A 23,997-nucleotide genomic window follows, 5' to 3' on the forward strand; every position below is an offset into this window, starting at 1 on the left:
TCAATAATGGGTTAAGAAAGTGACAGCAATTATCCCCGATTGATCACTTTTAATCCAGTTTGCCCTTCCGGTATCAACTCCAGGCTCCCTCGAGCCTTCCCCCCGAACCTCCCTCGTGCGATTCCAGAATCCCTGCGTTGATGGTTTTTCCATCGACAACAAAAAACTATGACTGTGGTTAGAAAAAGCTAATAGTGACAACCGTGTACGGCTGCTACAACTATAAGGATAGAAGCTGGCGGAGTTCCTGGACTAACCAGCGCGGCAAAGTTTTTTTTGCTGTGCCCATCGCAGGAGGCTGCCGGATTGTGAACTTGGTCTATCTTGGATAGACCAACGACAATGTTGCACACCCCGGAGAGAGTTATGAGTTCAAGTACGAATCAATCAGGTGCTGGTAAGTGCCCGGTGATGCACGGAGCCCAGACAAAAATGGACAGCCGTGGCCCCTCTGTAGCGGATTGGTGGCCGAACCAGCTGAACCTGAATATTCTGCATCAGCATTCTCCCCGCTCTAACCCTTTGGGCGAGGAATTCGATTACGCCGAAGAGTTCAAGAAACTGGATTTGGCGGCGGTGAAAAAAGACCTGGCCGACCTGATGACCGACTCCAAGGACTGGTGGCCGGCGGACTACGGCCACTATGGCGCCTTCTTTATCCGTATGACCTGGCACAGCGCCGGTACCTATCGCCAGGGTGATGGCCGTGGTGGCGCCGCAACCGGTAACCAGCGCTTTGCCCCGATCAACAGCTGGCCTGACAACGGCAATCTTGATAAGGCTCGCCGTCTGCTCTGGCCGATCAAGCAGAAGTATGGCAACAAACTGTCCTGGGCCGATCTGTTCATTCTGACCGGTAACGTGGCCATGGAAACCATGGGTTTCAAAACCTTTGGCTTCGGTGGCGGCCGGGCCGATATTTACCAGCCAGAAGAGGACATCTACTGGGGCGCCGAGCATGAATGGCTGGCTACCAGTGACAAGGCCGACAGCCGTTATTCCGGCGACCGGGACCTGGAAGATCCTCTGGCGGCAGTGCAGATGGGCCTGATCTACGTGAACCCGGAAGGCCCGGATGGCAATCCCGATCCGCTGGCCTCGGCCAAGGACATTCGGGAGACCTTCGCCCGCATGGCGATGAACGACTACGAGACCGTAGCCCTGACCGCCGGTGGCCATACCTTCGGTAAAACCCACGGTGCCGGTGATCCTGACAACGTAGGTCCGGAACCCGAGGCGGCCCCGATGGAACAGATGGGCCTGGGCTGGAAGAACAGTCATGGCTCCGGTAAAGGCCGGGATGCCATCACCAGTGGCCTGGAAGGCGCCTGGACGGCAAACCCGACCAAGTGGGACATGGGCTACTTTGACGTGCTGTTCAAGTACGACTGGGAACTGACCAAGAGCCCGGCGGGCGCTAATCAGTGGAAGCCGGTGGGCCTGACTGAAAGCGATATGGCACCGGACCCGGAAGATCCGTCCAAGAAAGTCCCGATCATGATGTCCACCGCCGACATGGCAATGAAGATGGATCCGGAGTACCGCAAGATCTCCGAGCGATTCCATAAGAACCCGGAAGAGTTTGCTGACGCCTTTGCCCGAGCCTGGTTCAAACTGACCCACCGGGACATGGGCCCGAAGGTTCGCTATCTCGGCCCGGAAGTGCCGGCCGAAGACCTGATCTGGCAAGACCCGGTTCCGCCGGTGAGCCATGAACTGGTGAATTCCCAGGACATTGCGGATCTCAAGAGCAAAATCCTGGAATCCGGATTGTCTGTGTCTGAGCTGGTGGCGGCTGCCTGGTGCTCTGCCTCCACATTCCGCGGCTCCGATATGCGCGGTGGCGCCAATGGCGCACGTATCCGGCTGGCGCCTCAGAAAGACTGGGAATCCAACGAGCCTCAGCAACTTTCGAAGGTGCTGCAGACTCTGGAAGGCATCCAGAAAGCGTTCAATGACGCGCAGACTGGCAACAAGCAGGTTTCCCTGGCCGATCTGATCGTACTGGGCGGTTCCGCAGCCGTCGAAAAATCGGCGAAAGATGCCGGTCACAAGGTGATGGTCGAGTTTGCTCCGGGCCGCACCGATGCCACTGACGAGCAGACCGATGCCGAGTCGTTCGAGCCCCTGAAGCCGGAAGCCGACGGATTCCGCAACTATCGCCGGGCCCGGTTCACGGTCTCGGACGAGGAGATGCTGGTTGATCGGGCGCAGTTGCTGGGCTTGAGTGCGCCGGAAATGACCGTGCTGGTGGGTGGTCTGCGTGCTCTGGATGCCAACTACAAGCAGGCCAATCACGGCGTGTTCACCAATACCCCAGGCCAGCTCACGAACGATTACTTCGTGAACCTGACGGATCTGGAGACCGAGTGGAAGCCAACCTCCGACGACCCCGATGTCTTCGAAGGCCGCGACCGCAAGACCGGGGACGTCAAATGGACCGGTACCCGGGTGGATCTGATCTTCGGTTCGAACTCGCAACTGCGGGCGATTTCCGAGATCTACGCCCAGTCCGATGCCAAGGAGAAGTTCGTGAAGGACTTTGTTGCCGCCTGGAACAAGGTGATGAACGCGGATCGGTTTGATCTGGCCTAAATAATCGGTCAGTCAAACAACCTCTGAGGGGCATGGCAGTAGAACTGCCATGCCCCTTTTTTATAACACCTTGCCGACTGGGTGGGAGTAAATTGTCCCGTTCAAGCTGAGGGATGTATGCCTCCGGCTCTGCACGTGCCCGCCATAACCGGAAGCTTTTAGGGAGGTTATTTAAGCGGGTACAGGGCTGCGGTTATCCAGCGAAGCTGAAATTCGCGTCAGTATCAGGGCCGAAAGCACGATCAGCCCGCCAATCCAGGGGGTACTCATCAGCCCCATATCCTCGACGATATGCCCGCCAAGCCAGGCGCCCCCGGCAATGCCGATGTTGAACGCGGCGATGTTGAGGCCGGAGGCGACATCGACCGAATGGGGCGTGTAGCGTTCAGCGAGTTGCACCACGTACACCTGCAGGCCAGGCACATTGCCGAAGGCGAAGGCCCCCCAGACCAGCAGAGTGATGACGGCGGCAATCGGGTAGTGGGCGCTGAAGGTGAGCGCAAACATGATTGCCGCCAGGCCACCGAAGATAATGTAGAGCGCTGAGGTTGGCCCCAGGCGGTCTGCCAGTTTACCGCCCCAGATGTTGCCGGTAGCTACCGACACGCCGTAAACCAGTAGCAACAGGCTCACCATTCCAGAAGCAAAGCCGGTGACATCCTCGAGAATGGGGGTGAGGTAGGTGAACGCGGTGAATGTGCCGCCATAGCCGATCGCGGTCATGGCATAGACCAGTAGCAGGCGCGGGTGAGTGAGCACCTGCAGTTGCTGGCTCAGGCTCGCCGGCACCGATTGCTTAAGGTTTTTCGGGACCAGCAGAGCGCTGCCAACCAGGGCAATGGTACCCAGAGCGGCGACGATGAGGAAGGTGGCGCGCCAGCCAAAGGTCTGGCCGATGAAGGTCCCCAGTGGTACGCCTGTCACCAGGGCCACGGTAAGGCCGGTGAACATGATGGCAATGGCGCTGGCTTCTTTATCTTTCGCAACCAGGCTGGTGGCAATGGTCGAGCCGATCGAGAAGAACACCCCGTGGGCAAGGCCGGTCAGGATCCGTGCGGTGATCAACGAGCCGTAGTTCGGTGCCATCCATGCCAGCACGTTGCCCAGGATGAACAATGCCATCAGCGACAGCAGTACCAGCTTACGATTCCAGCGCCCAGTGAGGGCGGTTAGAACCGGTGCGCCTACGGCAACACCGAGTGCATACAGGCTGACCAGCAGCCCCGCCGAGGGCAGGCTGACTCCGAGATCCAGGGCGATGGTCGGGACCAGGCCGACAATAACGAACTCGGTGGTCCCGATTGCAAAGGCACTGAGCGTCAGTGCAAATAGCGCAATGGGCATAGCGGATATCTCCAGTAAGTTTGATTGACGCTGGCTAGTCTGGCGCCGCATACTTTTGCGATAAATGCCTGTTTTTGAAAATTACCTTTGCGGAATGTGCAATGAAGAGTCGTTCTGAGGATCTGGTTTTCCTGCTGGCGGTCGTCGACAGCGGCGGTTTCAGCGCCGCTGCGGAACATCTGGAAATCTCGGTGACCAAGGTTTCCCGGGCGGTGTCCCGTCTGGAAAAATCCCTGAATGCCACCTTACTCAATCGCACCACACGCCAGGTCAACCTCACCGAGGAAGGCCAGGCCTTTATCGCCCAGGTGCGTGCCGGTTTGTCCACACTGGAAGAGGCGGAGGAAGCGCTGGCGGTTCGGCGGCAGAAACCTGCGGGCAGATTACGGGTGGACGCTGCCAATCCCTTTGTCCTGCATCAGATCGTGCCGCACGTAAAAGCGTTTCGGGAGGCGTACCCGGAAATAGAGCTGGAACTGACTGCCAGTGATCGGATGGTGGATCTGCTGGAAAAGCGCATTGATGTCGCAATCCGGATCGGACCGCTGGAGGATTCGACACTGCACGCGCGGCCGATGGGGCGTTCGCCGTTGTCGATTGTAGGTTCGCCAGATTATTTTCGGGAGCATGGGCGATGCCATACGCCCCACGATCTGGCCAGGCACACGCTGATCGGCTTTACCGCGCCGGAATCGCTCAATCTGTGGCATGTAGGTGATGGCCTTCAGATCCGGCCAGCTATTCGGGCCAGCAGTGGCGAAGCGGTACGCCAGCTGTGCCTGGGAGGCAATGGTCTGGCCTACCTGTCGCGCTTCATGGTGGGGGAGGATGTGAAGCAAGGTCGCCTGGTGGAAGTGCTCGGCGAGCACCTGACCCGGCCCAATCCGCGCGAGCTGGTGAATGCGGTTTACTATCGCAACACCACGTTGTCGGCCCGCATTCAGGTGTTTCTCGATTTCTTCAGTGCCCGCTGGCAGTCCCTTTAGGTCAGGATTGACTGATTCTCTTCATGGCACTTCGGAGATTACCGGGAATTGGGGTGGCGGCGTTGGTATCCCGGTCCACGAACACGTGCACGACCTGACCCACTGCCGATGCCTCGTTGTCGCCCTGCCGAAAAATGCCCACCTCGTAAGTCACCGAGCTGTTGCCGGTTTTCACCACCCGTAACCCGGCTTCCAGGGTCTCCGGGTAGGCCACGGGTTTGCGGAACTGGCAATGGGAGCTGACCACGAACCCGACCACCGAGCCTTTATGGATATCAAGGCCGCCTTCCTCAATCAGGTAGCGATTGATGGTGGAGTCGAAGTAGGAGTAATAGGTGACATTGTTTACATGGCCGTAGACGTCGTTGTCCATCCACCGGGTGTTGATTGGATAGAACACCGGGAAGCTGCTTCGTTCCAAAGAGATTCTCCTGTTGGTCGGCTCTGATACGCCCGGCCTCCCGGGCCGGGGCATATAGGGGGCGGTGTCAGTACGCCGCCTGGTATATGGCCAAGGCGTCCGCTTCAGAGACATCCCGTGGGTTGTTCACCAGCAAGCGGGTCTGCTTCATGGCGTCAGCCGCCATGACCGGAAGGTCGCTCTCGCCAATGCCGACTTCCCGCAGCGTTTGCTCAAGCCCGATATCCGCACTTAAGGCTTCCAGCCGGTTGATGAACTCATCCACCCGTTGCGTCTCTGGCACTGAGGCCAGGTCCGGGAAGGCATCCGGCGCCAGGGTGGCGTAGGCGTCGGCGCAGGCATCGGCGTTAAAACGCATCACATGGGGCAGCACCAGGGCATTGGAAAGGCCGTGGGGCACATGGAAAATGCCGCCTATCGGGTAGGCCAGGGCATGCACGGCGGCTACCGGCGAATTGGCAAAGGCTTGGCCGGCCAGCATGGCGCCCAGCAGCATGTTGGAGCGGGCCTGAACATTCCGGCCGTCTTTCACTGCCGTCTCAATATTGGCGCCCAACAAGCGCAGAGCTTCCCGGGCCAGGGTGCGGGATACCGGGTTATTGTTGGCTGAGGCTGAGGTGTAGCTTTCAATGGCGTGCACCATCGAGTCCACACCTGTGGCCGCCGTTACCGGAGCGGGCAGGCCAAGGGTGAGTTCGGCATCCAAAAGGGCAACGTCTGGAAGTAACTGAGGTGCGACGACGCCTTTCTTTTCGGCCTCGCCCACGGTAATGATCGAGATGGGCGTGACTTCAGAGCCGGTACCGGCCGTGGTGGGGATCTGAATCAGTGGCAGTCGTTGGCCTTTAGCCATTCCGACGCCGTAGATGTCGTCCAGTTTCTCACCGCCGCCCATCAGCAGCGCAATCAGTTTGGCGATGTCCATGGAAGAGCCGCCGCCAAAGCCGATAACGCCATCAATATTGGCTGCCCGCGCCTCGGCTAGCGCAGCTTCCACCACAGCTACTGGCGGATCGGCGACAACGCCATCAAACACCTGATATTCCACACCGGCCTGATCCAGAGAGTCGGTGGCACTGGTCAACAGGCCCGCCTTGATCAGCCCAGGATCAGTCACGATCAACACACGCTTACCGATCTGTTCTTTCACGATTGCGCCCAGTTTTCTGATCGCGCCTGGCTCGCAAATAACGCTTTTGGTGGTGTTAAAGGTGAATGCTGTCATTGTTCTTCTCCCAAGTCTGAGCCGCCAGTGGCGCTGTGCTGTCAGCGGCTTTTGCTAGCGGTAGAAAGGTTAGCGGTAAAAAGGTCAGCGGTAAAAAGATCAGCATAGCATTGAACCACTTCCGGTTACTCAAACTGATCCCAGTAGGGTGGCTCGCCAAAATAGCCGTCGATAAAGTCGATGAAGCTGCGTACTTTGCTGGCCAGCAACTGGCGATGGGCGTACACGGCATACAGCGACATGGGCTCGGGCTCGTAGTCGGGCAGTATGATCTGTAAGGCACCCTCTTTGATGGCGGCACTGGAAATAAAGGTGGGCTGCAGGGCAATCCCCGCACCCTCGATGGCTGCCGCCACCAGCACATCGCCGTTGTTGCTGATCATGTCACGGCCGCTGCCATGGAACCCCTTAAGCACCGCCGGGCTGGCTTCGGTGTCGAGATAGCTATAACGCAGGTAGCGATGGTTATCGAGGTCTCCCGGGCTCTCAGGGGTGCCATATTTGGCGAGGTAATCGGGCGAGGCGCACAGTACCAGGCGCACCGGAGCAATCCGCTTCGCAATCAGCGATGAGCTTTTCAGGTGGCCAATACGCAGAGCGATGTCGAAGCCTTCTTCTACGATGTCGACTTTACGGTCATTCAGCTGCAGGTCTATGCCGACATCCGGGTGGGCGCTTTGGAAATCGCTCAGCAACTGGGCCATGTGGCGGGTGGCAAAGGAAACCGGAGCGCTGATTCGGAGCAGGCCCCGCGCCTGGGCCTGGAGGTCACCCAGCTGGCTTTCCATGTCGTCAATGTCGTCCAACACCTGCTGGGCGTGTTGGTGGTATCGGGCTCCCGCCTCGGTCAGGTGCAGTTTGCGGGTGGTGCGATTAAGCAGGCGCACACCCAGATGTTGCTCCAATTGGGAGACATACTTGCTGGCGAGCTGAGGTGACATCGCCAGCCTGTCGGCGGCGCTGGTGAACGTACCTTCATTGACCACGTTCACGAACGCGCGCATGGCCTCGATGCGATCCATACTTTTCTCCTTTCGCTTAGTCATTATCAATGCAGCGTTGATAATAACTCAATAATAGTCCTCTTAGTCTTTCGGTTTGGTGAGAGTAAAGTGTCTTCATCGACTGAGGCAGGGCTTCAGGACACATCAACTAAAGAAAGCTTAGAGGTGACAATCATGAACACTCAATTTGCACAGGTATTATTCGGCTCCAACGGTGGTTTCGCGTCTTTGATCCTGCGGGTTCCGGTTGGCTTGATCCTGGCGGCCCATGGCGCGCAGAAACTGTTTGGCTGGTTTGGCGGTTACGGGCTGGAAGGTACTGGTCAGTGGATGGCAAGCATCGGTCTTGAACCGGGCTACCTGATGGCGCTGGCGGCCGGTAGTGCTGAGTTCTTTGGCGGCCTGGCGCTGGTGCTTGGCTTGTTGACCCGTCCAGCGGCATTGGTGTCGGCACTAACTATGCTCGTGGCGATTTTTGCGGTCCATTTCAGCAATGGTATCTTCATGTCCAACAACGGTTACGAATACGCTTTGACTCTGTTTGCGGTTACCGTGGCGCTGACAATCCAGGGAGGCGGCCGGTTCTCGCTGGACGGACTGCTGCAGCAGCAAATTGGCGGTGCCAGCCGCAGCCGGCAGGCAGCAGCCTGACGCTGCAACGGTGGTTAGACACAGCGCATAGTTCAGCCAGTACAGCTCCCCGAAAACGGGGAGCGCTTTGGTTTCAGGAGGAGCAGGCGAAATGAATACCCGAACCGATGTTGTGTTCCTGTCCCATGGTGGTGGGCCCTTGCCGCTGTTGGGCGATCCGGGTCATCAAAGCATGGTGGACCAGCTCACGACGCTGGCCGCTGCATTGCCCAAGCCCCAGGCCATTGTGGTTATTAGCGCCCATTGGGAAGAATCGGCACCAACAATTACCGCGGGGAGTCAGCCCCCGTTAATCTACGACTACCATGGTTTTCCTACCGAGGCCTATGAGATCCAGTACCCGTGTCCGGGCGAGCCCGAGCTGGCAAACCGGGTGTATGGGGCGCTGGAACTGGCTGGGCTGTCGCCGAGGCTCGATGGCGAGCGGGGATTTGATCACGGCGTGTTTGTACCACTAAAACTGATGTACCCGGCAGCGGATGTTCCAGTGGTTCAGCTTTCGCTGGTCAACAGCTTGGATCCCGCTACCCATCTGTCGATAGGGCGTGCGCTCAGACACCTGGAGTATGACAATCTGCTGGTGATCGGGTCGGGATTCTCTTTCCACAACATGCGGGCGTTTTTTGCGCCGAACACCCCAGAGGTCCGGGCGTCGAATCAGGCCTTTGAAGATTGGCTGGCGCAGACCTGTAGTGACCCCAACCTAACCGAAACAGAGCGCTATGAGCGGCTGGTGAATTGGGAGTCCGCACCCCACGCCCGGTTCTGCCATCCCAGGGAGGAGCACCTGTTGCCTCTTCACGTGTGTTACGGGCTCGCTAATGGGCCAAGCGATGGCCGTATCGTCGCCACCATTTTGGGAAAGCAGTCGGGGACGTTTCATTGGAAGGCAGTTTCAAGCCCTTAATCGGCCAAAGCAGTAGTGCCCTCGTGTTGTACTGAGATGAAACGCTGGGCATCGGGAACGTGAGTTGCTGGCGCTTCACTCCGTTCGTTAAGCGCGTAAAACCTTTACTCAACACTGTTCTGGGCTTACTATCCGAAAAAACGTATATTCAAAAATCCGTATATGTCGAGGGTACGAAATGAAGCGCCGGGTTTTGTTCATCTGCACCGCCAATAGCGCCCGTTCATTGATGGCAGAAGCTCTGCTCCGTGACATGGCTGGAGACCTGTTCGAAGTGGCCAGTGCAGGCACCGGTCCGACGTCTCCTCACCCGATGGCGTTGCAAGTGCTGCAGGAGGCACGTATTGCCACAGATGGCCTGCGGAGCAAACGGTTGGCGGATTTGCAGGAGCAGCACTGGGATTATGTGATTACACTGTGTGAGAAAGCTGCAGACGAATGCGGTAACGTCTGCCAGCCCGCGCAACAGATTGCCTGGGATTTTCCCGATCCGGTTCCTACCAATCGCCACACCACCTTTGCCCAGACCCTCAAGGAGATCAAAGAGCGGATCTCACTGTTTACCCTGGTGCACCAGAAGGAGACCGGCCGAAAGCCCATAAAATACGATACCGTTGCGGTGTTTAAGGCCATGGCCGATGAATTTCGGCTGTCTGCGCTGTTGCTGATTCGGGATCAGGGCCCGCTCTGCGTTTGTGAACTGACCGAAGCCTTCGATGTGCCCCAGCCCAAAGTCAGCCGGCACCTGGCAACTTTAAAAGACACGGGATTGCTGGAAACGGAGCGCCGTGGCCAGTGGATCTACTATTCCTTCAATCGGCAAATCCCGTCGTGGCTGGTGCGGGTGCTGGACGAAACTGCGAGTTCCAATGGGGGCTTGATTCAACAGTCGCAGGAACGGCTTCTAGCCATGGCCGACCGGCCGGCTGTTCGGTGTGGGTAGGCGTTAACCTTCCCAGGCGCCGTTCAGGCTAATGAAATTCGATACCGGAGGACGCCCGCGCCTTCTTCGCGGATCCACTCGATACGGTGGCCGGTGATGTCGCATAAGGCTTGCAGGTCTTTGCGACCGGTGGGGTCGTCGGCCAGAAATTCCACCTGGGTGCCGCTGGGCAGGTGCTGGGTGCGTTTTTTGAAGCGCAGTATAGGGAGAGGGCAGACCAGACCGACAGCGTCGATCTGGATTACCTCAGTCAGCTCGGGAGCCTGGTCAGTGGCTTGATTGATCAAGGCGCACACTTGTTTCGCTGCTGTATTCTTCGGCTGAAGACCAGCCAAACTGGTTCAGAACCAATGGAGCGGCATAGGCGATAACCAGCGCGGCGGCAAAACCGGCAATCATAACCTTCATGATGAACCTCCTTTGCCTTGTTTGGCTTCGACCTCAGCGACCCACAGGTCGTGGTGCTGGCGCGCCCACTCCACGTCAACCCGACCGTTGCCCATGGCGTCGAAGGCACCTTCCATACCGACCGATCCAATGTAGATGTGAGCAATGATGGCCACCATCATCACGAACGCCACAATCGAGTGCCAGATGTTGGCGTATTGCATCTCTTCGTGCGGTGTCAGAACCGCTGGCAAATCCGTTCCCAAGACGCTGTTAACGATGCCAAATGTCTTGGCAAACATGGGCATTTCAAACGGGAACAGAAGGGATAGGCCCGACAAGGAGACAGAAAAGCCCAGCAACATCACAGTCCAGAAAATGATCTTCTGGCCGGCATTGAATTTCTTCGCCGGGGGATGAGACTTGGTAAAGATACCGCCGCCAGCCTTAATCCACTGCCAATCCAGCTTGTTCGGGATGTTGTGTACCACCCACATGCAGAACGTCATTACCAGGCCCAACATAAAGGCCCAGGCGATGTTGTTGTGTAGCCACTTGGAACCGGCAGCCAGAGTTGCATAGGCCTCCGGCCCCAGAACGGGGATCAGGAAGCTGCGCCCCATCAACGTGATCAGCCCCGTTATACCCAGGGCGATAAACGAGCCAGCTAGCAACCAGTGGCCAAAGCGTTCGATGGCCTTGAAGCGTTCAATCGTGGTGCCGGCTGGGCCACCATCGATTTTGATTCTGCCACGAATGAAATAAAACACCGTTAACAGCGCGATCATGCCTAACAACGCAAGACCACCGTAGGTGATCAAGGGCCCTTCACGCAGTTTGTACCAGGGCATGCCTCCGTCCTGAATCAGGACAGTAGCTGCAGGTGTTTGGGCCTGGGTTCTGACGTCCGCTTCGTTATAGCGTAAGCCGCGCCAGATGTCGGCATCCGAGCGGCCACCGTTGGTACCCAACTGATCGTTGATGGGTGCGGCGTTAGCGGGATTCCCCAGGTTTTCAGATCGAAAGCTTTCGTCGACTTTCAGTTGCTGCTGACGGGCCATGATGTCTTCGAGAGTTTGTGCACCCCCGGTGGCGGTCCGATCACCCGCCGAGGCCTCTTCCGCCCAAAGCGGGTTGGAGACCAGTGCTGCCAAGACAACCAGGGCGGCACCTAAGAGTTTTAGATTCATTCGAGCACTCCAACGGAATCAACCAGAAGAATTCGTTGCCTCGGAGAATTCCGGGGCCACGAGGGACCCCGGAATCTACTCAAGCGGTGTTATGCACCCTTCTTCTCGTAGGCTGTGCCCCATCCCCATGCGCCCGAACCGAAGCCACGGTTCACCACGCGTTGGCGATAGATGTCCGCTACATCGTTGCCGTCACCAGCCAGCAGGGCCTTGGTTGAGCACATCTCTGCACAGATCGGCAGCTTGCCCTCGGCGATGCGGTTGCGTCCGTATTTGTTGAATTCAGCCGTGGAGTTGTCTTCTTCCGGACCACCTGCACAGAACGTACATTTGTCCATCTTGCCCCGGCTGCCAAAGTTGCCCGCCTGGGGGAACTGAGGCGCGCCGAAGGGGCAGGCGTAGAAACAATACCCACAACCGATACACAGATCCTTGGAGTGCAACACCACGCCGTCCTCGGTCTGGTAGAAGCAATCCACTGGGCAAACGGCCATGCAAGGCGCGTCTGAGCAGTGCATGCAGGCTACCGAGATCGAGCGCTCGCCAGGTTTGCCGTCTTCGACGGTTACTACGCGTCGACGGTTGATGCCCCAGGGGACCTCATGCTCATTCTTACAGGCCGTCACGCAGGCATTACATTCGATGCAGCGCTCGGCGTCGCAAAGGAATTTCGCTCTTGCTTGTCCTTCAAGTGCCATGGTCTACACCTCTTGTTATGCCGGCATAATCGAACACAGGGTGGCTTTGGTCTCTTGCATCTGCGTGACCGAGTCATACCCGTATGTTTGAACAACGTTTGTGGATTCACCCAGAACATAAGGGTCTGAGCCCTTGGGGTATTTGTCCCTTAGGGACTTACCTTCCAGGTGCCCGCCGAAGTGGAATGGCATAAAGGCTACGCCCTCGCCAACACGCTCCGTGACCATCGCTTTGACCTTGATGCGCCCGCCCTCGGGGCCGGCCACCCAGACGTCGTTGCCATCCCGGATGTTGAGGTTGTTGGCATCGCGCGGATTTACCTCAATGAACATCTCTTGCTGCAGCTCTGCCAGCCAGGGATTGGAACGCGTCTCGTCACCACCACCTTCGTATTCAACCAGTCGGCCGGACGTCAGGATGATGGGGAAGTCCTTACTGAAGTCATTCTTTTGAATGGATTCGTACAAAGTCGGAACACGCCAGAAGGTTTTATCCGCATAGGTCGGGTAGTCTTTGATCAGATCGCGGCGCGTGGTGTACAGCGGTTCGCGGTGAATCGGGATCGGATCCGGGAAGTTCCAGACAATGGCGCGGGCTTTGGCGTTACCAAAGGGGGCGCACTCGTGCTTGATCGCTACACGCTGGATACCACCCGACAGGTCGGTCTTCCAGTTGGTGTTAGCACCGGCAACGCCCTCAATGGAGGACCGTTCTTCCGCGGTCAGGTCGGAATCCCAGCCCAGATCCATCAGCATCTGCATGGTGAATTCCGGGTAGCCATCCTTGATCTCGGAGTTCTTGGAGTAAACGCCGTCCGCCAGAAGGCTTTCGCCGTCGCGCTCCACACCAAAGCGGGCCCGGAAGGTGAGGCCGCCCTTGGATACCGGCAAGGACATGTCGTACAGGTTCGGTGTTCCCGGATGATTCATCTCGGGAGTACCCCAGCACGGCCAGGGCATACCGTAGATGTCGCCATCGCAAGGCCCGCCGTTTGCGCGCAGAGTGGTTTTGTCGAAGTGATGCTGGTTCGCCATGTGTTTTTTCAGGCGTTCCGGCGATTGACCGGTATAACCGATGGTCCACATGCCTCGGTTGAATTCCCGGGTGATGTCTTCAATCGAGGGCTCATCGCCGTCGATAGCAATGTTGCGGAACATGCGATCAGTGAAACCGAACTTGTCCGCAAACAGCTTCATGATTTCGTGGTCAACCTTCGAATCGAACAATGGCTCGACAACCTTTTCGCGCCACTGCAACGAACGGTTGGAGGCGGTTACGGAACCCGAGGTTTCGAACTGAGTGGTCGTTGGCAGCAGGTAAGCGCCATCCTTGCGGTCATGCAGCACTGCGGACACCGTGGGGAAGGGGTCCACGACCACCAACAGGTCGAGCTTCTCCATGGCCTCTTTCATTTCGAGCATGCGGGTCTGCGAGTTGGGCGCGTGGCCCCACAAAACCATCGCTCGGGTGTTGTCGGGCTGCTCCAGGTTTTCCTTGGCTTCCAGAACGCCGTCAATCCAACGAGACACGGGAATGCCTTTCTCGTTCATCATGGCTCTGGTCTTGCCGCTCTTGTCCCAGGTGGCAAAGCGGCCTTTCAGCCATTCCGGATCTTCTTCCCAGACCCGCGCCCAATGGCCCCAGGCTCCAGCGCTCAGGCCGTAGTATCCGGGCAGGGTATCGGCCAACACGCCGAGATCCGTGGCGCCTTGGACATTATCGTGACCACGGAAGATGTTGGTGCCACCACCGGCAACGCCCATGTTGCCAAGTGCTAACTGCAATATGCAGTAAGCGCGGGTGTTGTTGTTACCGTTGGTGTGCTGGGTGCCACCCATGCACCAGATGACGGTGCCCGGGCGGTTGTTTGCCAGGGTACGCGCTACCCGCTCAAGTTGCCCACCCGGAACGCCAGTAACCCGTTCCACTTCCTCGGGGTTCCAGCGCGCCACTTCCTCACGGATCTCGTCCATGCCGTAAACCCGGGTGCGAATGAACTCTCCGTCTTCCCAGCCATTCTCGAAAATGTGCCACAGGATGCCCCAGGTCAGTGCAACGTCTGAACCCGGACGCAAACGAACATACTCGTCGGCGTGAGCGGCGGTGCGTGTGAAGCGAGGGTCACAAACGATCAGCGGGGCGTTGTTTTCTTCCTTGGCTTTCAGGATGTGCAACAGCGACACCGGGTGCGCTTCCGCCGGGTTGCCCCCGATCAGGAAGATCGCTTTGGACTTGTGAATGTCGTTGTAGGAGTTGGTCATCGCACCGTAGCCCCAGGTATTGGCTACGCCAGCAACGGTTGTGGAGTGACAGATTCGGGCCTGGTGATCGACGTTGTTGGTGCCCCAGTAGGCGGCAAACTTGCGGTAGAGATAGGCCTGTTCGTTGTTGAATTTGGCACTGCCTAGCCAGTAGACGGAATCCGGGCCACTCTCGTCGCGGATCTGAAGCATCTTGTCGCCAATTTCGTTGATCGCCTGATCCCAGGAGATCTTCTGCCACTGACCATCGACCATTTTCATCGGGTGTTTCAGGCGACGCTCGTTGTGAGCGTGTTCCCGAACCGCAGCACCTTTGGCGCAGTGGGCGCCCATGTTGAAGGGGCTGTCCCAACCGGGTTCCTGGCCCGTCCAGACGCCATTCTGGATCTCAGCCTCGACCGTACAGCCGACCGAACAGTGGGTGCAGACTGATTTCTTGCGAACGACTTCGCCACCTCCCGTTTCCGGGGTGGCTGCCTTAACGCGAGTGGTGGGCAGCGACAAGGCGGCCATGCCGCCCACAGCGACACCGGAGGTGGTCAGAAACTGACGACGATCCATGGTCTTCGCGGAGAGGGATGAAAGTAAAGATCCTGCACGGGAGCCTTTCGCAACCCCGTTGGTCTTCTTCCTTAACATGTCAGTTACCTCTGTTGTTTTTCTTCTCGTTTCAGAGGCGTGCGGTCATCCTAGGGCATCACGCAACCTTGGCTGACTCACGCTTCCTTAAAAGCGAGCCGATTCGAGATATTTACGTGTGTGCTCAGTGTCACGCAGGCCGCGGCTTTTCGGGACATTGGGTTTGATGACCTCAGCGGTGGCGTTTGGCGCAACGGCCATGGCAACGGCTGCGGGAGCGGCAGCGGCTGCCAGTCGCAGGAAGCGACGACGACTGTTTTCTTGCTCTTGGTGGTCCATAGAACACCTCTACCTCAGTAAAGGGATCGCCTCGATCCCGTCATTGAATCGCAAACGCATCAGCCTCCACGGCCATGAAAGCTCGCCCGAGGGAGCCGACAGGCGCGTAGAAAACCGCAGCTTGCGCTTTCTCCAAATCGGTAAAAAACAACTCCGCCCATTTGGCTAAGTGAGCGTCAAAAAAGGCTTTTTGCGAAGGCAGGTCACTGTCACACACGAACTCACCAGTAATAATGCCCGCCATGATTTCACACAGCGTGCCCATGTGATCTTCGGGTTCCTTGACGTCGTCGTTCGCTTTGATGCCCCTGGACATTAAATCGGTACGCAACTCAGCGAGAGGTCTCTCGTTCAGAAATCCGGTGAGGTAATAACTGGCGTAGGGCAGTAATTCACCACGGCCAAGGCCGACGAAAAGGCTGTTGTACTCCCGTTCAGCGTCAACAGGTGAGGTGCGTTCAGCAAGGGCAGCAAGATTCTTCGAAGCAGAGCCAATTGGCGTGCTGTCGCCTTGCAGAGATGACAATCCCCGCAGCAATTCGCGCGAAGGCGGGTTGCCGAGCAGGGCGCCCAGCAACTGATACATTTGTGCGCGCGCTCGATCTTCTTCACAAATCGAGCGGGGGCACGGAGCTTCAACGGCGTTGGTCAAAACTGCTCTCTCATTTTAATTTTTGGAATTGTTTTAACTACTGTCTATAGACCCGTTCGGATCAGCGCGCAACCGATAGTTGAGACTCTCATCTTTTGACAAGGTTTCTGAATTGATCAGTCGAAACGCATCCGTGGCCGATAATGTGGTATCGGTGTTTCCTCAGCGTCTGCAATTACAGGCTTGATGCGCTCTTCGGCTTGGGGCTCGTTGACCGGTTCCCGGCTTTCTCTTGGGTTTTCTTCTTTGGCTTGATCGGTGATCCGGTCCTCAACCTGTTCATCAGGTTTTTCCATTGCCCGGTCAGTTCGGTTCAAAAAACCCTTGCCGACCTGATAAATGGTCTTTGCCCCTTTTATGCCGGGAGCCGAATCGGTGAAGTCCTCATCGTAGTCATTGAGTCCGTCGAGCACCGCCAGAACGGGGTTGGATTTCCAGAGCGAGCGCAGGGCCTTGCGGCGTAGAAGTTCCGGGATTTCCTTGCGCATGAATCCGGTTATGTCCGTGCCCAGCTCGATGGCATCCGGATCGGGCAAATCGTACTTCTTCAGTACTTCATGCTCGGGGAGGGCTTCGTTTACGGCAAGTTCCTGTTCTAAGGGAGCTGGCTCTGGCTCAACAGCCAAGGGTGGGGCGGGCTCAACCTCGTGCCGAGCTTCGGTTTTTATGCGCGACCAACGCTGCCAGCGTGACTCAGCCATCAGTGCACTCTCGGTTTTTTGATATTGGAAGGCGCGCGGAAGACATCGCTCTGCTGGCGAATGCGAGCATCACCTTTGCCATCCTGAATGCCGTCAATTCGGTGTTTGTCCCGCTGGCGTTTCTTGAACGGCTCTTCGATGTAGTGCAGGTCGACGAACTCTTTGATCCAGGCTGCCAGCGACTCAGGCACTGGAACCGGTTCGACGATGCTCTCACCACTGTCCAATGCATCCAGCGCTTCGAAGGCGCTGGCGGTAATGGTGCTGACGAACCACCCGGACGGGGAGCGATTGGTGTCGTCGCGATCCATGATGATCCACACAGACGGGACCGTCATGTTCAGGGACACCAGATAGGATTCAACGTCGGCACGGAATAGCTCCATACATACAGTACCGGCGTGGTAATCGATCACTTCACCCTCGCGGACCATTTCTTTCCAGAATGCCTCCGGTGCGCCAGGAATCACCGCGACCGGCTTCCAGATTTCTTGCGCCCAACGAGTAACGCCCGGTGACCGGCGAACAACGGCCCCGACTTTTAACTCGCGCTTCCAACTCTCTGTGCGACGGCTCATGAGGATTCTCTTTTGTTATCTCTTGAAGCTAGCAGTGGCGTTACAAATATCCAAATATCCAATTGTCCAAGATCAAACGGCTGTGGCATGCTCGAAACTTGGGTTGGCTACGTACACGTATAAAAACAACGATAGAGTCAAAATCCTGATGACGGCAAAAAAAAACCTACTGCTCTGCAGCTGCGACAAAACCCAGTCGTTTGACCCGGAGCAACTGCGAACGGCCGCGGCAGCGGATCACGTCATCGCAGTTGATCAACTGTGCGGCAACGAGCTGGCCACGGCTGCGGAATCTCTGAGCGGCAAGAGCGACGTCCTCATCGCGTGTGGCCAACAGGCCGCCTTGTTTGAACGATTAAGTGAAGACGTTGAAGCGGAATTTCAGCACTCGGCACCTCTTAATACCATCGATATTCGTGATCGCGCTGGATGGAGTGCACCGAATGCCGACCCCAGGCGCCTGAACGCCAAGCAGGCGGCGCTGATTGCTGCAGCGCAATTGCCGCCGCCCATGGCGCCGGTAAAGACCATCCAGTCCAGCGGCGTTTGCTGCATCGTTGGCCCCACCGAGCAGGCCATTCGCATGGCCGAGTTGGTGCAGGACGAACTCGGTGTCACCTGTGTCGTCAGTGACAAGGGATTGCTACAACTACCGTCCGCCGGTTACGACGTGGCGCGGGGCCAACTGATCGCCGCCCAGGGCGCGCTGGGCAATTTCCAGCTTGAGTTTTCCCAGCTGCAAAGTCTGAATCCCGCGGGCCGCGGCGCTGTCGGTTACGGTGAGGTAAAAGCGAGCGCCCGCAGTCAGTGCGACGTGTTTATCGACCTTCGCGGTGGTGAGCCCGCGTTCCCCAGCCATCAAAAGCGCAATGGCTATTTTTGGGCCGACCCATCCAAACCCGGCGAGTTGGAGCGTATCGCTTTAACGGCCCGGGACCGGGTCGGTGAGTTTGAGAAAACCGTGTACTTCAACCTTGAAACCTCGTTGTGCGCGCACTCCCGAGCCAACCAACCCGGTTGCACTCGGTGTCTGGATGTCTGTCCGACCGAAGCCATTTTCTCCTTTGGAGAGCATGTTCAGATCGATTCGGATATCTGCGCCGGCTGCGGCTCCTGTGCGGCAGTCTGTCCGACATCGGCAGTGACCATGAACGAAACGCCGTTCGAGGCTATTACCAAAGCGGTTGATGTGATGGCCAAGGTCTACCGTGAGCAGACCAACGAATCCCCGCGCCTGGTTTTCCACACCCTCAACACGGGTGGTGATGCCATTGCGCACCTGGCTCGTTATGGCGATGGGCTGGCGGATGATCTGATTCCTCTGGGGCTGGAGCATGTGGATCGTATTGGCCATGCCGAACTGCTGGCAGCGTTGGGGGCAGGTTACGCCGAAGTGCTGATCCTTGCCGACAATGAAGAAGACCGTCAGGCCGTTGCCTCGGAGGTTGAACTTACCCAGGTCATGGTCAGCGGTGCCCATCAGTCTCCCAGTCGAGTCCGGGTTGTCGAAGCTGACGAACTGAGTGGGGCTGGCGACAATGCCGGACGTGTCAGCGAACCGGTGTTGCTGGTTGGTGGCCGCCGCGACATTACGCGGGTCACGGTTGGCGCGATGGCGGATAAGATCGAGGCGCCGATTCCTCTGCCAGTGGGCGCCCCGTACGGTGCGATTGAAATTGATTCTGATAAATGCACGCTGTGCCTGGCCTGTGTCTCCCTGTGCCCGACCGGCGCGCTCAACGATCATCCGGACCGGCCAGAGGTACAGTTCACAGAAAATGCCTGTGTTCAGTGCGGCGTTTGTGAGAGCACCTGCCCCGAGACAGCCATCATGCTCAAGCCTCAACTGGATCTCTCGAAGGATGCGCTGAGCGCCCGGGCACTGCACGGCGAGGAGCCGTTTGAGTGCATCAGTTGTGGTAAGCCTTTCGGCGTCGCCAGCACGATCAAGCGGATCGTTGAGAAGCTGGAGAACCAGCACTGGATGTACACCAATTCTGACAATGTGCAGCTCATCAAGATGTGTGACGATTGTCGGGTCAAAGCCCAATTCCATGGCGAGAACGCGCCCATGGCCGGGGGCGAGCGTCCCCGGGTTCGCACCAGTGACGACTACCGAGACAGTTAAACACTCAACAGGACACAACATGGTTGAATACGTTGACGCCGGGAAAAGCAGCATCATCGGCACCGATGCACCGCGGCCACAGGATAAAAACCCGAAGGGCATTGATCGTATTATTGCCATTGCGTCGGGCAAGGGCGGCGTGGGCAAGTCGACGGTAGCGTCGAATCTGGCGGTTGCCCTGGCCTCGAAAGGCCTCAAGGTGGGTTTGCTGGACGCGGACGTTTACGGACCCAGTCAGCCCCGCATGCTGGGTGTTTCAGGGCGCCCTTCCAGCCCCGATGGACATACCATCCTGCCTCTGCGCAATCACGGTGTGACCTTGATGTCTCTGGGCCTGATGGCCACGGAAGACGAAGCCATTGTCTGGCGTGGGCCCATGCTGATGGGCGCTCTTGAGCAGATGATGAATCAGGTGGATTGGGGCCGTTTGGACGTGCTGCTGGTGGATCTGCCTCCGGGTACCGGTGATGTCCAGATGACCCTGAGTCAGAAATTCTTTGTCGCTGGCGCGGTTGTGGTCTCGACCCCCCAGGACATTGCCCTGATGGACGCCCGCAAGGGCATCGACATGTTCAACCGTATGGAGGTGCCACTCTTTGGCCTGATCGAGAACATGGCCTCTTTCGTTTGTGACGGCTGCGGCAAAGAGCACCATCCCTTTGGCTCCGGCGGCGCCCGGGCTGAGGCGGAAAAACTGGGAGCGCCTTTCCTGGGTGAGATTCCCCTCGATCTGGATATCCGGATTGGTTCCGACGGCGGCGTTCCGATTGTCGTGTCCAAGCCGGAAAGCCCCCAGGCTCAGGCCTTCCAGCGCATTGCCGATGACATCGTGGCCTCCGATGTTTACGCCCGGGCGCTGCGATGACCGAATCACCTCAGTTCCCACCGTTGTTCTCGGGAGAGGCGGTCCCGCGGCACACCGATCCATTCGATAAAGCCGTCAGCCGAGCCATTGCCGGTGTGGATTCGGGCACCGTTTTTTACTCTGAGGCTGTCGACACGTTACGGGCCGCGTTGGTGCTGGCGCCGGAAACACCGCTGGAAGAGGCTGTTCAGGCCGTCTACGTGGCCCAGATAGGCCTGGCTGAGAGTCTGGGAGCACTGGCTCCACCCGAAGTGCCGGTGCACTTTGTCTGGCCCGACCGCATCAAAGTGAATGGCGCGGTTTGTGGCAGCGTTCGATTTGCATCGGATGTGTCGGACCCCAGGGCGGAGCCGGACTGGTTGGTGATCGGGATCGAAATGCCCTTCATCCACCCGGGCAATGAGCCGGGAGAAAACCCAAACACTACCTGTCTGCATGAAGAAGGATGTGTCGATATCACCCCCATGGGTTTGCTGGAAAGCTGGTCGAAACACACGTTGTTGTGGCTGACCTACTTTATGGACAGCGGCTTTCAGCGCGTCCACGACGAATGGCGACCTCGCTGTGACACGCTTGGCGAAACCATTGAGAAGCCAATGCCCGGCGTGTTCGTTGGCCTGGACGAAAAAGGCCGAATGCTGTTGCGCCAGGGCGCGATGACCGAGACCTTGAGTTTGATTGAATTCGCGGAGCACCTATGAAACTGGCCCGAACCCTGCGACTGGATGTATCCGATGACAAAGTGTTTGAAAACCCGGCCCCAAGTGGTGAATGGGCGATTTCGGGCGGCTTTGAATTCTCCAACTGGACGGAAGCCAATCTGACCGGCAAGGCACGCCAGGCTTTCAGCAACGGTTGGTACAGTATCGAATCGGGCGGGAGGGCCAGCTTTGTTGGGGTCTGCGATATCACTCCAGCGGAACTGGAGCAATTGCGCCAGACCCTCGCTCAGACCTTTGTTGAGTTCTACGGCGCGCCCGATATCGACGCCGCCTATCCCGTTGCCTGCGAAGAAATCGACCAGATGCAACGCATGTGTGAAGACTTTGAGGACAACACCCTGCTGATGGTCAGCCGCACGCTGACCGAACTGGGCGTTGAAGAAACCTACCGCACCCGGGCCCCGCAAGGTGCCTCCCTCGAGGCCTTTGCGGTGCACGGCAGCGTCGAGTGATTACAGCCCGAAGCTGGCATAAGGAATAAACCGCACCGGGGTGCCCGGCTCTATCTGCTGGGCGCTTTCATCCAGCTCCACCAAGCCATCGGACCAGGCCAGACCGGTCACTCGGCCCGAGCCCTCTGAACCGAACACCTCAACTTGCCCATCACGGACCCGAGCCCGCAGCATTTCGCTGCGCCCGGGTTTCTTGTTCTTGGAGAAGTTCGCGGGCACGACATAGCTCTGGGGCTCGAACCAGTCGCCGCCGGCCAGCAACGCCATGGCCGGTGCACCAAAGCGCAGCGCGCAGACCCAGGCCGCGACCGGATTGCCCGGTAAGCCCACCACTGGCGTGCCATTGAACATGGCCAGCGCCAGGGGCCGGCCCGGTTTGATGGCAATGCGCCAGTTGCTGATGTCGCCGTGGGCCTTCAGGATTTTCGACACGTGGTCCTCGTCGCCGGCTGACACACCGCCACTGGTCAGGATCAGGTCGCATTGCTCGGCTCCCCGCTCCAGTGCGTCTGTCACCTCATCGGCCCGGTCCAGCACGTGGCCCAGGTCGATCAGTTCATAGCCAAGCTGTGCCACCAGCGCGCTCAGCATTGGGCGATTGGCATCGTAAATCTGCCAGTCGGTGACGGCGGAGCCGACCGGTTTTACTTCGTCACCGGTGGACAGGACGCCGACACGCAGGCGCCGATAAACGTCGACCGACTCGACCCCTACGCTGGCCAGGACGGAAATCTGGGTGGGTGTCAGCCGGGTTCCCGCCGATAGGATGTGATCCTGCGCCTTGATGTCCTCACCGGCCTTGCGACGGTTAGCGCCGGCCTTCAATGTGCCGTGCAGGTGCAGTTCCTTATCGATGACCTCGCAGTCTTCTTCCAGAACCACGGTATCAGTGCCTTCAGGCATCACTGCGCCAGTAAGGATTCGGATGGCGTGGCCTTCGGGGACATGGCCGGTGTAAGGCTCGCCAGCAGCACTCCGGCCATCCATCAGCGGCAGGGTGCAGGGCACGGTGGTCAGTGGCCCGGCAAAGGCATAACCGTCGACTGCGGAATTGCTGCTGGGAGGGTGTGCGCGGGGCGCATAAACGTCTTGTGCCAGGATCCGGCCATTCACCTGTGACAGCGGAACTGCACGGTCTACGCCCACCACAGGATGCAAGCGAGAACGCAACCGCTTCAGGGCTTCGTCTACCGGTGTCCAGTATACTCCCGGGGGCAGGGCGAAACAGTCGTTACGCAGTGGCTTGGCGGTGTTTTCGTTCATGCGTCTCCCGTATGTCGCTGGTTCACGGAAGGTTCTTCCAGGGCCAGGACAAAGTTGGCAATTCCGGCAACATCATTGACGTCGAAAACGGGGCCCGAGAAATCCGGAGTGTAGTCCGCGGCAACGGCAATGATGCTGTCGTCCTGGGGGTACAGGGGCGCCCGTTCGCTCGCCTGCCGGTGTACTTCAATTTTTGGATGCGAGTGGGACTTGAAGCCTTCCACCACCACCCAGTCGCAGGGGCCAAGCCGCGTCAGCAACTCATCCATGGTTGGCTCAGCTGCGCCGCGCAATTCGTGCATGATGGCGAAGCGCTGACCTCCGGCCAGAATCACTTCCTGGGCTCCGGCTTCCCTATGCTGGTAGCTGTCGGTGCCGGGCTGATCGACATCCACTCCGTGATGGGCATGCTTGATCGAGTTCACTCGCAGTCCCCGGGAACTGAACTCGCGGATCAATGCGCTTGCCAGGGTGGTTTTTCCTGAGTTTTTCCAACCTACGATGCCAATAACGTTCACTTCAGGTGCTGCTCCGCCCAAGCCAGATCCTCTGGCGTATTGATATTGAAAAAGTCGTCCGGCCCAAACACCACCAGCGACTCGCCCTGGGCCTGGGTCCATTGCCGGATCTTGCGCACGCCGTCATGCAGGGCCGCTCTCAGATCATCCCGTAATGCAACACGCCATCGACCAAAGGTGGGTTGAGGCAGGCGGCCGCGCTCCGGATCCGGTGTCGCCGCCAATACCACCGGAGTGTGGCACTCCGCCAGTCGCTCGGCCAGGTCCAATGGGAATGATGGCGTATCCGCAGCAACACTGATCAGCCACTCATGGCCCTGCTCGGCGGCCCAATCCATGCCTGCCAGTACACCGGCCAGTGGGCCGGGGAAATCCGGGATCGAGTCCGCCACCACCGGCAGGCCCAAATCGTCGAAGCGGCTCACATCCCCGTTGGCGTTCAGCACCACGGCATCGACCTGGGGTGTGATTCGATCAATCACACGTTGGATCAGGGACTGGTCGCCCAGCATCAAACGCCCTTTGTCACCACCGCCCATGCGGTTTGCCTGGCCGCCGGCCAGAATGACAGCGCATTCCGTCATGGC

At 58.2% G+C, this 23,997-nt stretch carries 25 protein-coding genes; 9 read left to right on the forward strand and 16 right to left on the reverse strand.

Translation table 11 applies throughout. The features are described from left to right. Positions 1-366 precede the first annotated feature (366 nt). Positions 367-2,595 (forward strand): catalase/peroxidase HPI, encoded by a 2,229-nt coding sequence (gene katG, locus QUE89_RS01835; RefSeq protein WP_434784085.1) that lies wholly within the window; start codon positions 367-369, stop codon positions 2,593-2,595. Positions 2,596-2,766: 171 nt separating this feature from the next. On the opposite strand, the gene QUE89_RS01840 is transcribed toward katG, so the two are convergent. Beyond that, positions 2,767-3,939: an MFS transporter gene (locus tag QUE89_RS01840; protein ID WP_286221599.1), complete on the reverse strand. Its 1,173-nt coding sequence runs from the start codon at positions 3,937-3,939 to the stop codon at positions 2,767-2,769. 101 nt (positions 3,940-4,040) lie between these two features. Here QUE89_RS01840 and QUE89_RS01845 point away from each other — a divergent pair, with 101 nt between their 5' ends. Then, complete coding sequence (locus QUE89_RS01845) at positions 4,041-4,925, forward strand: LysR family transcriptional regulator (protein WP_286221600.1); 885 nt, start codon at positions 4,041-4,043, stop codon at positions 4,923-4,925. Between the two features lies 1 nt (position 4,926). Here QUE89_RS01845 and QUE89_RS01850 read toward each other — a convergent pair whose 3' ends face one another. The 3 genes from QUE89_RS01850 to QUE89_RS01860 form a co-directional block, all read right to left on the reverse strand. Next, positions 4,927-5,400, reverse strand: a complete 474-nt coding sequence (locus QUE89_RS01850) for an acyl-CoA thioesterase (protein WP_434784086.1) — start codon at positions 5,398-5,400, stop codon at positions 4,927-4,929. Positions 5,401-5,413: 13 nt separating this feature from the next. After that, positions 5,414-6,571: an iron-containing alcohol dehydrogenase gene (locus tag QUE89_RS01855; protein ID WP_286221601.1), complete on the reverse strand. Its 1,158-nt coding sequence runs from the start codon at positions 6,569-6,571 to the stop codon at positions 5,414-5,416. Positions 6,572-6,696: 125 nt separating this feature from the next. Beyond that, a complete protein-coding gene (locus QUE89_RS01860; protein WP_286221602.1) occupies positions 6,697-7,593 on the reverse strand; it encodes a LysR family transcriptional regulator in 897 nt (298 codons plus the stop codon). 156 nt (positions 7,594-7,749) lie between these two features. Between QUE89_RS01860 and QUE89_RS01865 the strand changes: the two genes are divergently transcribed. The 3 genes from QUE89_RS01865 (at position 7,750) to QUE89_RS01875 (ending at position 10,076) form a co-directional block, all read left to right on the forward strand. Then, positions 7,750-8,226: a DoxX family protein gene (locus tag QUE89_RS01865; RefSeq protein ID WP_286221603.1), complete on the forward strand. Its 477-nt coding sequence runs from the start codon at positions 7,750-7,752 to the stop codon at positions 8,224-8,226. A gap of 91 nt (positions 8,227-8,317) precedes the next feature. After that, positions 8,318-9,133, forward strand: coding sequence for a DODA-type extradiol aromatic ring-opening family dioxygenase (locus QUE89_RS01870; protein ID WP_286221604.1), 816 nt, complete (start codon positions 8,318-8,320; stop codon positions 9,131-9,133). Positions 9,134-9,311: 178 nt separating this feature from the next. Further along, positions 9,312-10,076, forward strand: a complete 765-nt coding sequence (locus QUE89_RS01875; RefSeq protein ID WP_286221605.1) for a metalloregulator ArsR/SmtB family transcription factor — start codon at positions 9,312-9,314, stop codon at positions 10,074-10,076. 23 nt (positions 10,077-10,099) lie between these two features. On the opposite strand, the gene QUE89_RS01880 is transcribed toward QUE89_RS01875, so the two are convergent. The 9 genes from QUE89_RS01880 to QUE89_RS01920 all read right to left on the reverse strand — a co-directional run bounded on the left by QUE89_RS01880 (position 10,100) and on the right by QUE89_RS01920 (position 17,462). After that, positions 10,100-10,363, reverse strand: a complete 264-nt coding sequence (locus QUE89_RS01880; RefSeq protein WP_286221606.1) for a sulfurtransferase TusA family protein — start codon at positions 10,361-10,363, stop codon at positions 10,100-10,102. Beyond that, positions 10,344-10,484: a hypothetical protein gene (locus QUE89_RS01885; RefSeq protein ID WP_286221607.1), complete on the reverse strand. Its 141-nt coding sequence runs from the start codon at positions 10,482-10,484 to the stop codon at positions 10,344-10,346. Before QUE89_RS01885 ends, QUE89_RS01880 begins: the two co-directional genes overlap by 20 nt. Beyond that, entirely contained in the window at positions 10,481-11,653 is a 1,173-nt protein-coding gene (locus tag QUE89_RS01890; RefSeq protein ID WP_286221608.1) for a formate dehydrogenase subunit gamma, read from the reverse strand. Before QUE89_RS01890 ends, QUE89_RS01885 begins: the two co-directional genes overlap by 4 nt. An 89-nt stretch (positions 11,654-11,742) precedes the next feature. Further along, complete coding sequence (fdh3B, locus tag QUE89_RS01895) at positions 11,743-12,351, reverse strand: formate dehydrogenase FDH3 subunit beta (RefSeq protein ID WP_286221609.1); 609 nt, start codon at positions 12,349-12,351, stop codon at positions 11,743-11,745. A 15-nt stretch (positions 12,352-12,366) separates the two neighbouring features. Then, entirely contained in the window at positions 12,367-15,252 is a 2,886-nt protein-coding gene (locus QUE89_RS01900; protein WP_286221610.1) for a formate dehydrogenase subunit alpha, read from the reverse strand. A gap of 87 nt (positions 15,253-15,339) precedes the next feature. Further along, on the reverse strand, positions 15,340-15,531 hold the full coding sequence (locus QUE89_RS01905) for a hypothetical protein (protein WP_286221611.1): 192 nt from the start codon (positions 15,529-15,531) through the stop codon (positions 15,340-15,342). Positions 15,532-15,571: 40 nt separating this feature from the next. Beyond that, entirely contained in the window at positions 15,572-16,183 is a 612-nt protein-coding gene (locus tag QUE89_RS01910) for a TorD/DmsD family molecular chaperone (protein WP_286221612.1), read from the reverse strand. Positions 16,184-16,299: 116 nt separating this feature from the next. After that, positions 16,300-16,884, reverse strand: coding sequence for a DUF3306 domain-containing protein (locus QUE89_RS01915; protein WP_286221613.1), 585 nt, complete (start codon positions 16,882-16,884; stop codon positions 16,300-16,302). Continuing rightward, a complete protein-coding gene (locus QUE89_RS01920) occupies positions 16,884-17,462 on the reverse strand; it encodes a DUF3305 domain-containing protein (RefSeq protein ID WP_286221614.1) in 579 nt (192 codons plus the stop codon). Before QUE89_RS01920 ends, QUE89_RS01915 begins: the two co-directional genes overlap by 1 nt. A gap of 148 nt (positions 17,463-17,610) precedes the next feature. Between QUE89_RS01920 and QUE89_RS01925 the strand changes: the two genes are divergently transcribed. Genes QUE89_RS01925 through QUE89_RS01940 form a run of 4 tightly spaced genes read left to right on the forward strand, consistent with a single transcriptional unit; the run spans position 17,611 to position 21,629 of the window. Then, positions 17,611-19,590 (forward strand): 4Fe-4S binding protein, encoded by a 1,980-nt coding sequence (locus QUE89_RS01925; RefSeq protein WP_286221615.1) that lies wholly within the window; start codon positions 17,611-17,613, stop codon positions 19,588-19,590. A 19-nt stretch (positions 19,591-19,609) separates the two neighbouring features. Then, complete coding sequence (locus QUE89_RS01930) at positions 19,610-20,455, forward strand: Mrp/NBP35 family ATP-binding protein (protein WP_286221616.1); 846 nt, start codon at positions 19,610-19,612, stop codon at positions 20,453-20,455. After that, on the forward strand, positions 20,452-21,156 hold the full coding sequence (locus QUE89_RS01935; protein WP_286221617.1) for a biotin/lipoate--protein ligase family protein: 705 nt from the start codon (positions 20,452-20,454) through the stop codon (positions 21,154-21,156). Before QUE89_RS01930 ends, QUE89_RS01935 begins: the two co-directional genes overlap by 4 nt. Further along, positions 21,153-21,629 (forward strand): DUF6505 family protein, encoded by a 477-nt coding sequence (locus tag QUE89_RS01940; RefSeq protein WP_286221618.1) that lies wholly within the window; start codon positions 21,153-21,155, stop codon positions 21,627-21,629. Before QUE89_RS01935 ends, QUE89_RS01940 begins: the two co-directional genes overlap by 4 nt. Here QUE89_RS01940 and QUE89_RS01945 read toward each other — a convergent pair whose 3' ends face one another. The 3 genes from QUE89_RS01945 to mobA are packed head-to-tail and all read right to left on the reverse strand — an operon-like array spanning position 21,630 to position 23,994. Next, positions 21,630-22,892, reverse strand: coding sequence for a molybdopterin-binding protein (locus tag QUE89_RS01945; protein ID WP_286221619.1), 1,263 nt, complete (start codon positions 22,890-22,892; stop codon positions 21,630-21,632). Further along, positions 22,889-23,431, reverse strand: a complete 543-nt coding sequence (mobB, locus tag QUE89_RS01950; protein WP_286221620.1) for a molybdopterin-guanine dinucleotide biosynthesis protein B — start codon at positions 23,429-23,431, stop codon at positions 22,889-22,891. Before mobB ends, QUE89_RS01945 begins: the two co-directional genes overlap by 4 nt. Further along, a complete protein-coding gene (gene mobA / locus QUE89_RS01955) occupies positions 23,407-23,994 on the reverse strand; it encodes a molybdenum cofactor guanylyltransferase MobA (RefSeq protein WP_286221621.1) in 588 nt (195 codons plus the stop codon). Before mobA ends, mobB begins: the two co-directional genes overlap by 25 nt. Between the last annotated feature and the right edge of the window lie 3 nt (positions 23,995-23,997).

Origin of the sequence: Marinobacter sp. LA51, from assembly GCF_030297175.1 — a bacterium.
Classification (GTDB): domain Bacteria; phylum Pseudomonadota; class Gammaproteobacteria; order Pseudomonadales; family Oleiphilaceae; genus Marinobacter; species Marinobacter apostichopi.

Bases quoted from the DNA above. Each gene is read 5' to 3' on its own strand.
- katG (WP_434784085.1), top strand. From the start codon at position 367: ATGAGTTCAAGTACGAATCAATCAGGTGCTGGTAAGTGCCCGGTGATG.
- QUE89_RS01840 (WP_286221599.1), bottom strand. From the start codon at position 3,939: ATGCCCATTGCGCTATTTGCACTGACGCTCAGTGCCTTTGCAATCGGG.
- QUE89_RS01845 (WP_286221600.1), top strand. From the start codon at position 4,041: ATGAAGAGTCGTTCTGAGGATCTGGTTTTCCTGCTGGCGGTCGTCGAC.
- QUE89_RS01850 (WP_434784086.1), bottom strand. From the start codon at position 5,400: ATGCCCCGGCCCGGGAGGCCGGGCGTATCAGAGCCGACCAACAGGAGA.
- QUE89_RS01855 (WP_286221601.1), bottom strand. From the start codon at position 6,571: ATGACAGCATTCACCTTTAACACCACCAAAAGCGTTATTTGCGAGCCA.
- QUE89_RS01860 (WP_286221602.1), bottom strand. From the start codon at position 7,593: ATGGATCGCATCGAGGCCATGCGCGCGTTCGTGAACGTGGTCAATGAA.
- QUE89_RS01865 (WP_286221603.1), top strand. From the start codon at position 7,750: ATGAACACTCAATTTGCACAGGTATTATTCGGCTCCAACGGTGGTTTC.
- QUE89_RS01870 (WP_286221604.1), top strand. From the start codon at position 8,318: ATGAATACCCGAACCGATGTTGTGTTCCTGTCCCATGGTGGTGGGCCC.
- QUE89_RS01875 (WP_286221605.1), top strand. From the start codon at position 9,312: ATGAAGCGCCGGGTTTTGTTCATCTGCACCGCCAATAGCGCCCGTTCA.
- QUE89_RS01885 (WP_286221607.1), bottom strand. From the start codon at position 10,484: ATGAAGGTTATGATTGCCGGTTTTGCCGCCGCGCTGGTTATCGCCTAT.
- QUE89_RS01890 (WP_286221608.1), bottom strand. From the start codon at position 11,653: ATGAATCTAAAACTCTTAGGTGCCGCCCTGGTTGTCTTGGCAGCACTG.
- fdh3B (WP_286221609.1), bottom strand. From the start codon at position 12,351: ATGGCACTTGAAGGACAAGCAAGAGCGAAATTCCTTTGCGACGCCGAG.
- QUE89_RS01900 (WP_286221610.1), bottom strand. From the start codon at position 15,252: ATGTTAAGGAAGAAGACCAACGGGGTTGCGAAAGGCTCCCGTGCAGGA.
- QUE89_RS01905 (WP_286221611.1), bottom strand. From the start codon at position 15,531: ATGGACCACCAAGAGCAAGAAAACAGTCGTCGTCGCTTCCTGCGACTG.
- QUE89_RS01915 (WP_286221613.1), bottom strand. From the start codon at position 16,884: ATGGCTGAGTCACGCTGGCAGCGTTGGTCGCGCATAAAAACCGAAGCT.
- QUE89_RS01920 (WP_286221614.1), bottom strand. From the start codon at position 17,462: ATGAGCCGTCGCACAGAGAGTTGGAAGCGCGAGTTAAAAGTCGGGGCC.
- QUE89_RS01925 (WP_286221615.1), top strand. From the start codon at position 17,611: ATGACGGCAAAAAAAAACCTACTGCTCTGCAGCTGCGACAAAACCCAG.
- QUE89_RS01930 (WP_286221616.1), top strand. From the start codon at position 19,610: ATGGTTGAATACGTTGACGCCGGGAAAAGCAGCATCATCGGCACCGAT.
- QUE89_RS01935 (WP_286221617.1), top strand. From the start codon at position 20,452: ATGACCGAATCACCTCAGTTCCCACCGTTGTTCTCGGGAGAGGCGGTC.
- QUE89_RS01940 (WP_286221618.1), top strand. From the start codon at position 21,153: ATGAAACTGGCCCGAACCCTGCGACTGGATGTATCCGATGACAAAGTG.
- QUE89_RS01945 (WP_286221619.1), bottom strand. From the start codon at position 22,892: ATGAACGAAAACACCGCCAAGCCACTGCGTAACGACTGTTTCGCCCTG.
- mobA (WP_286221621.1), bottom strand. From the start codon at position 23,994: ATGACGGAATGCGCTGTCATTCTGGCCGGCGGCCAGGCAAACCGCATG.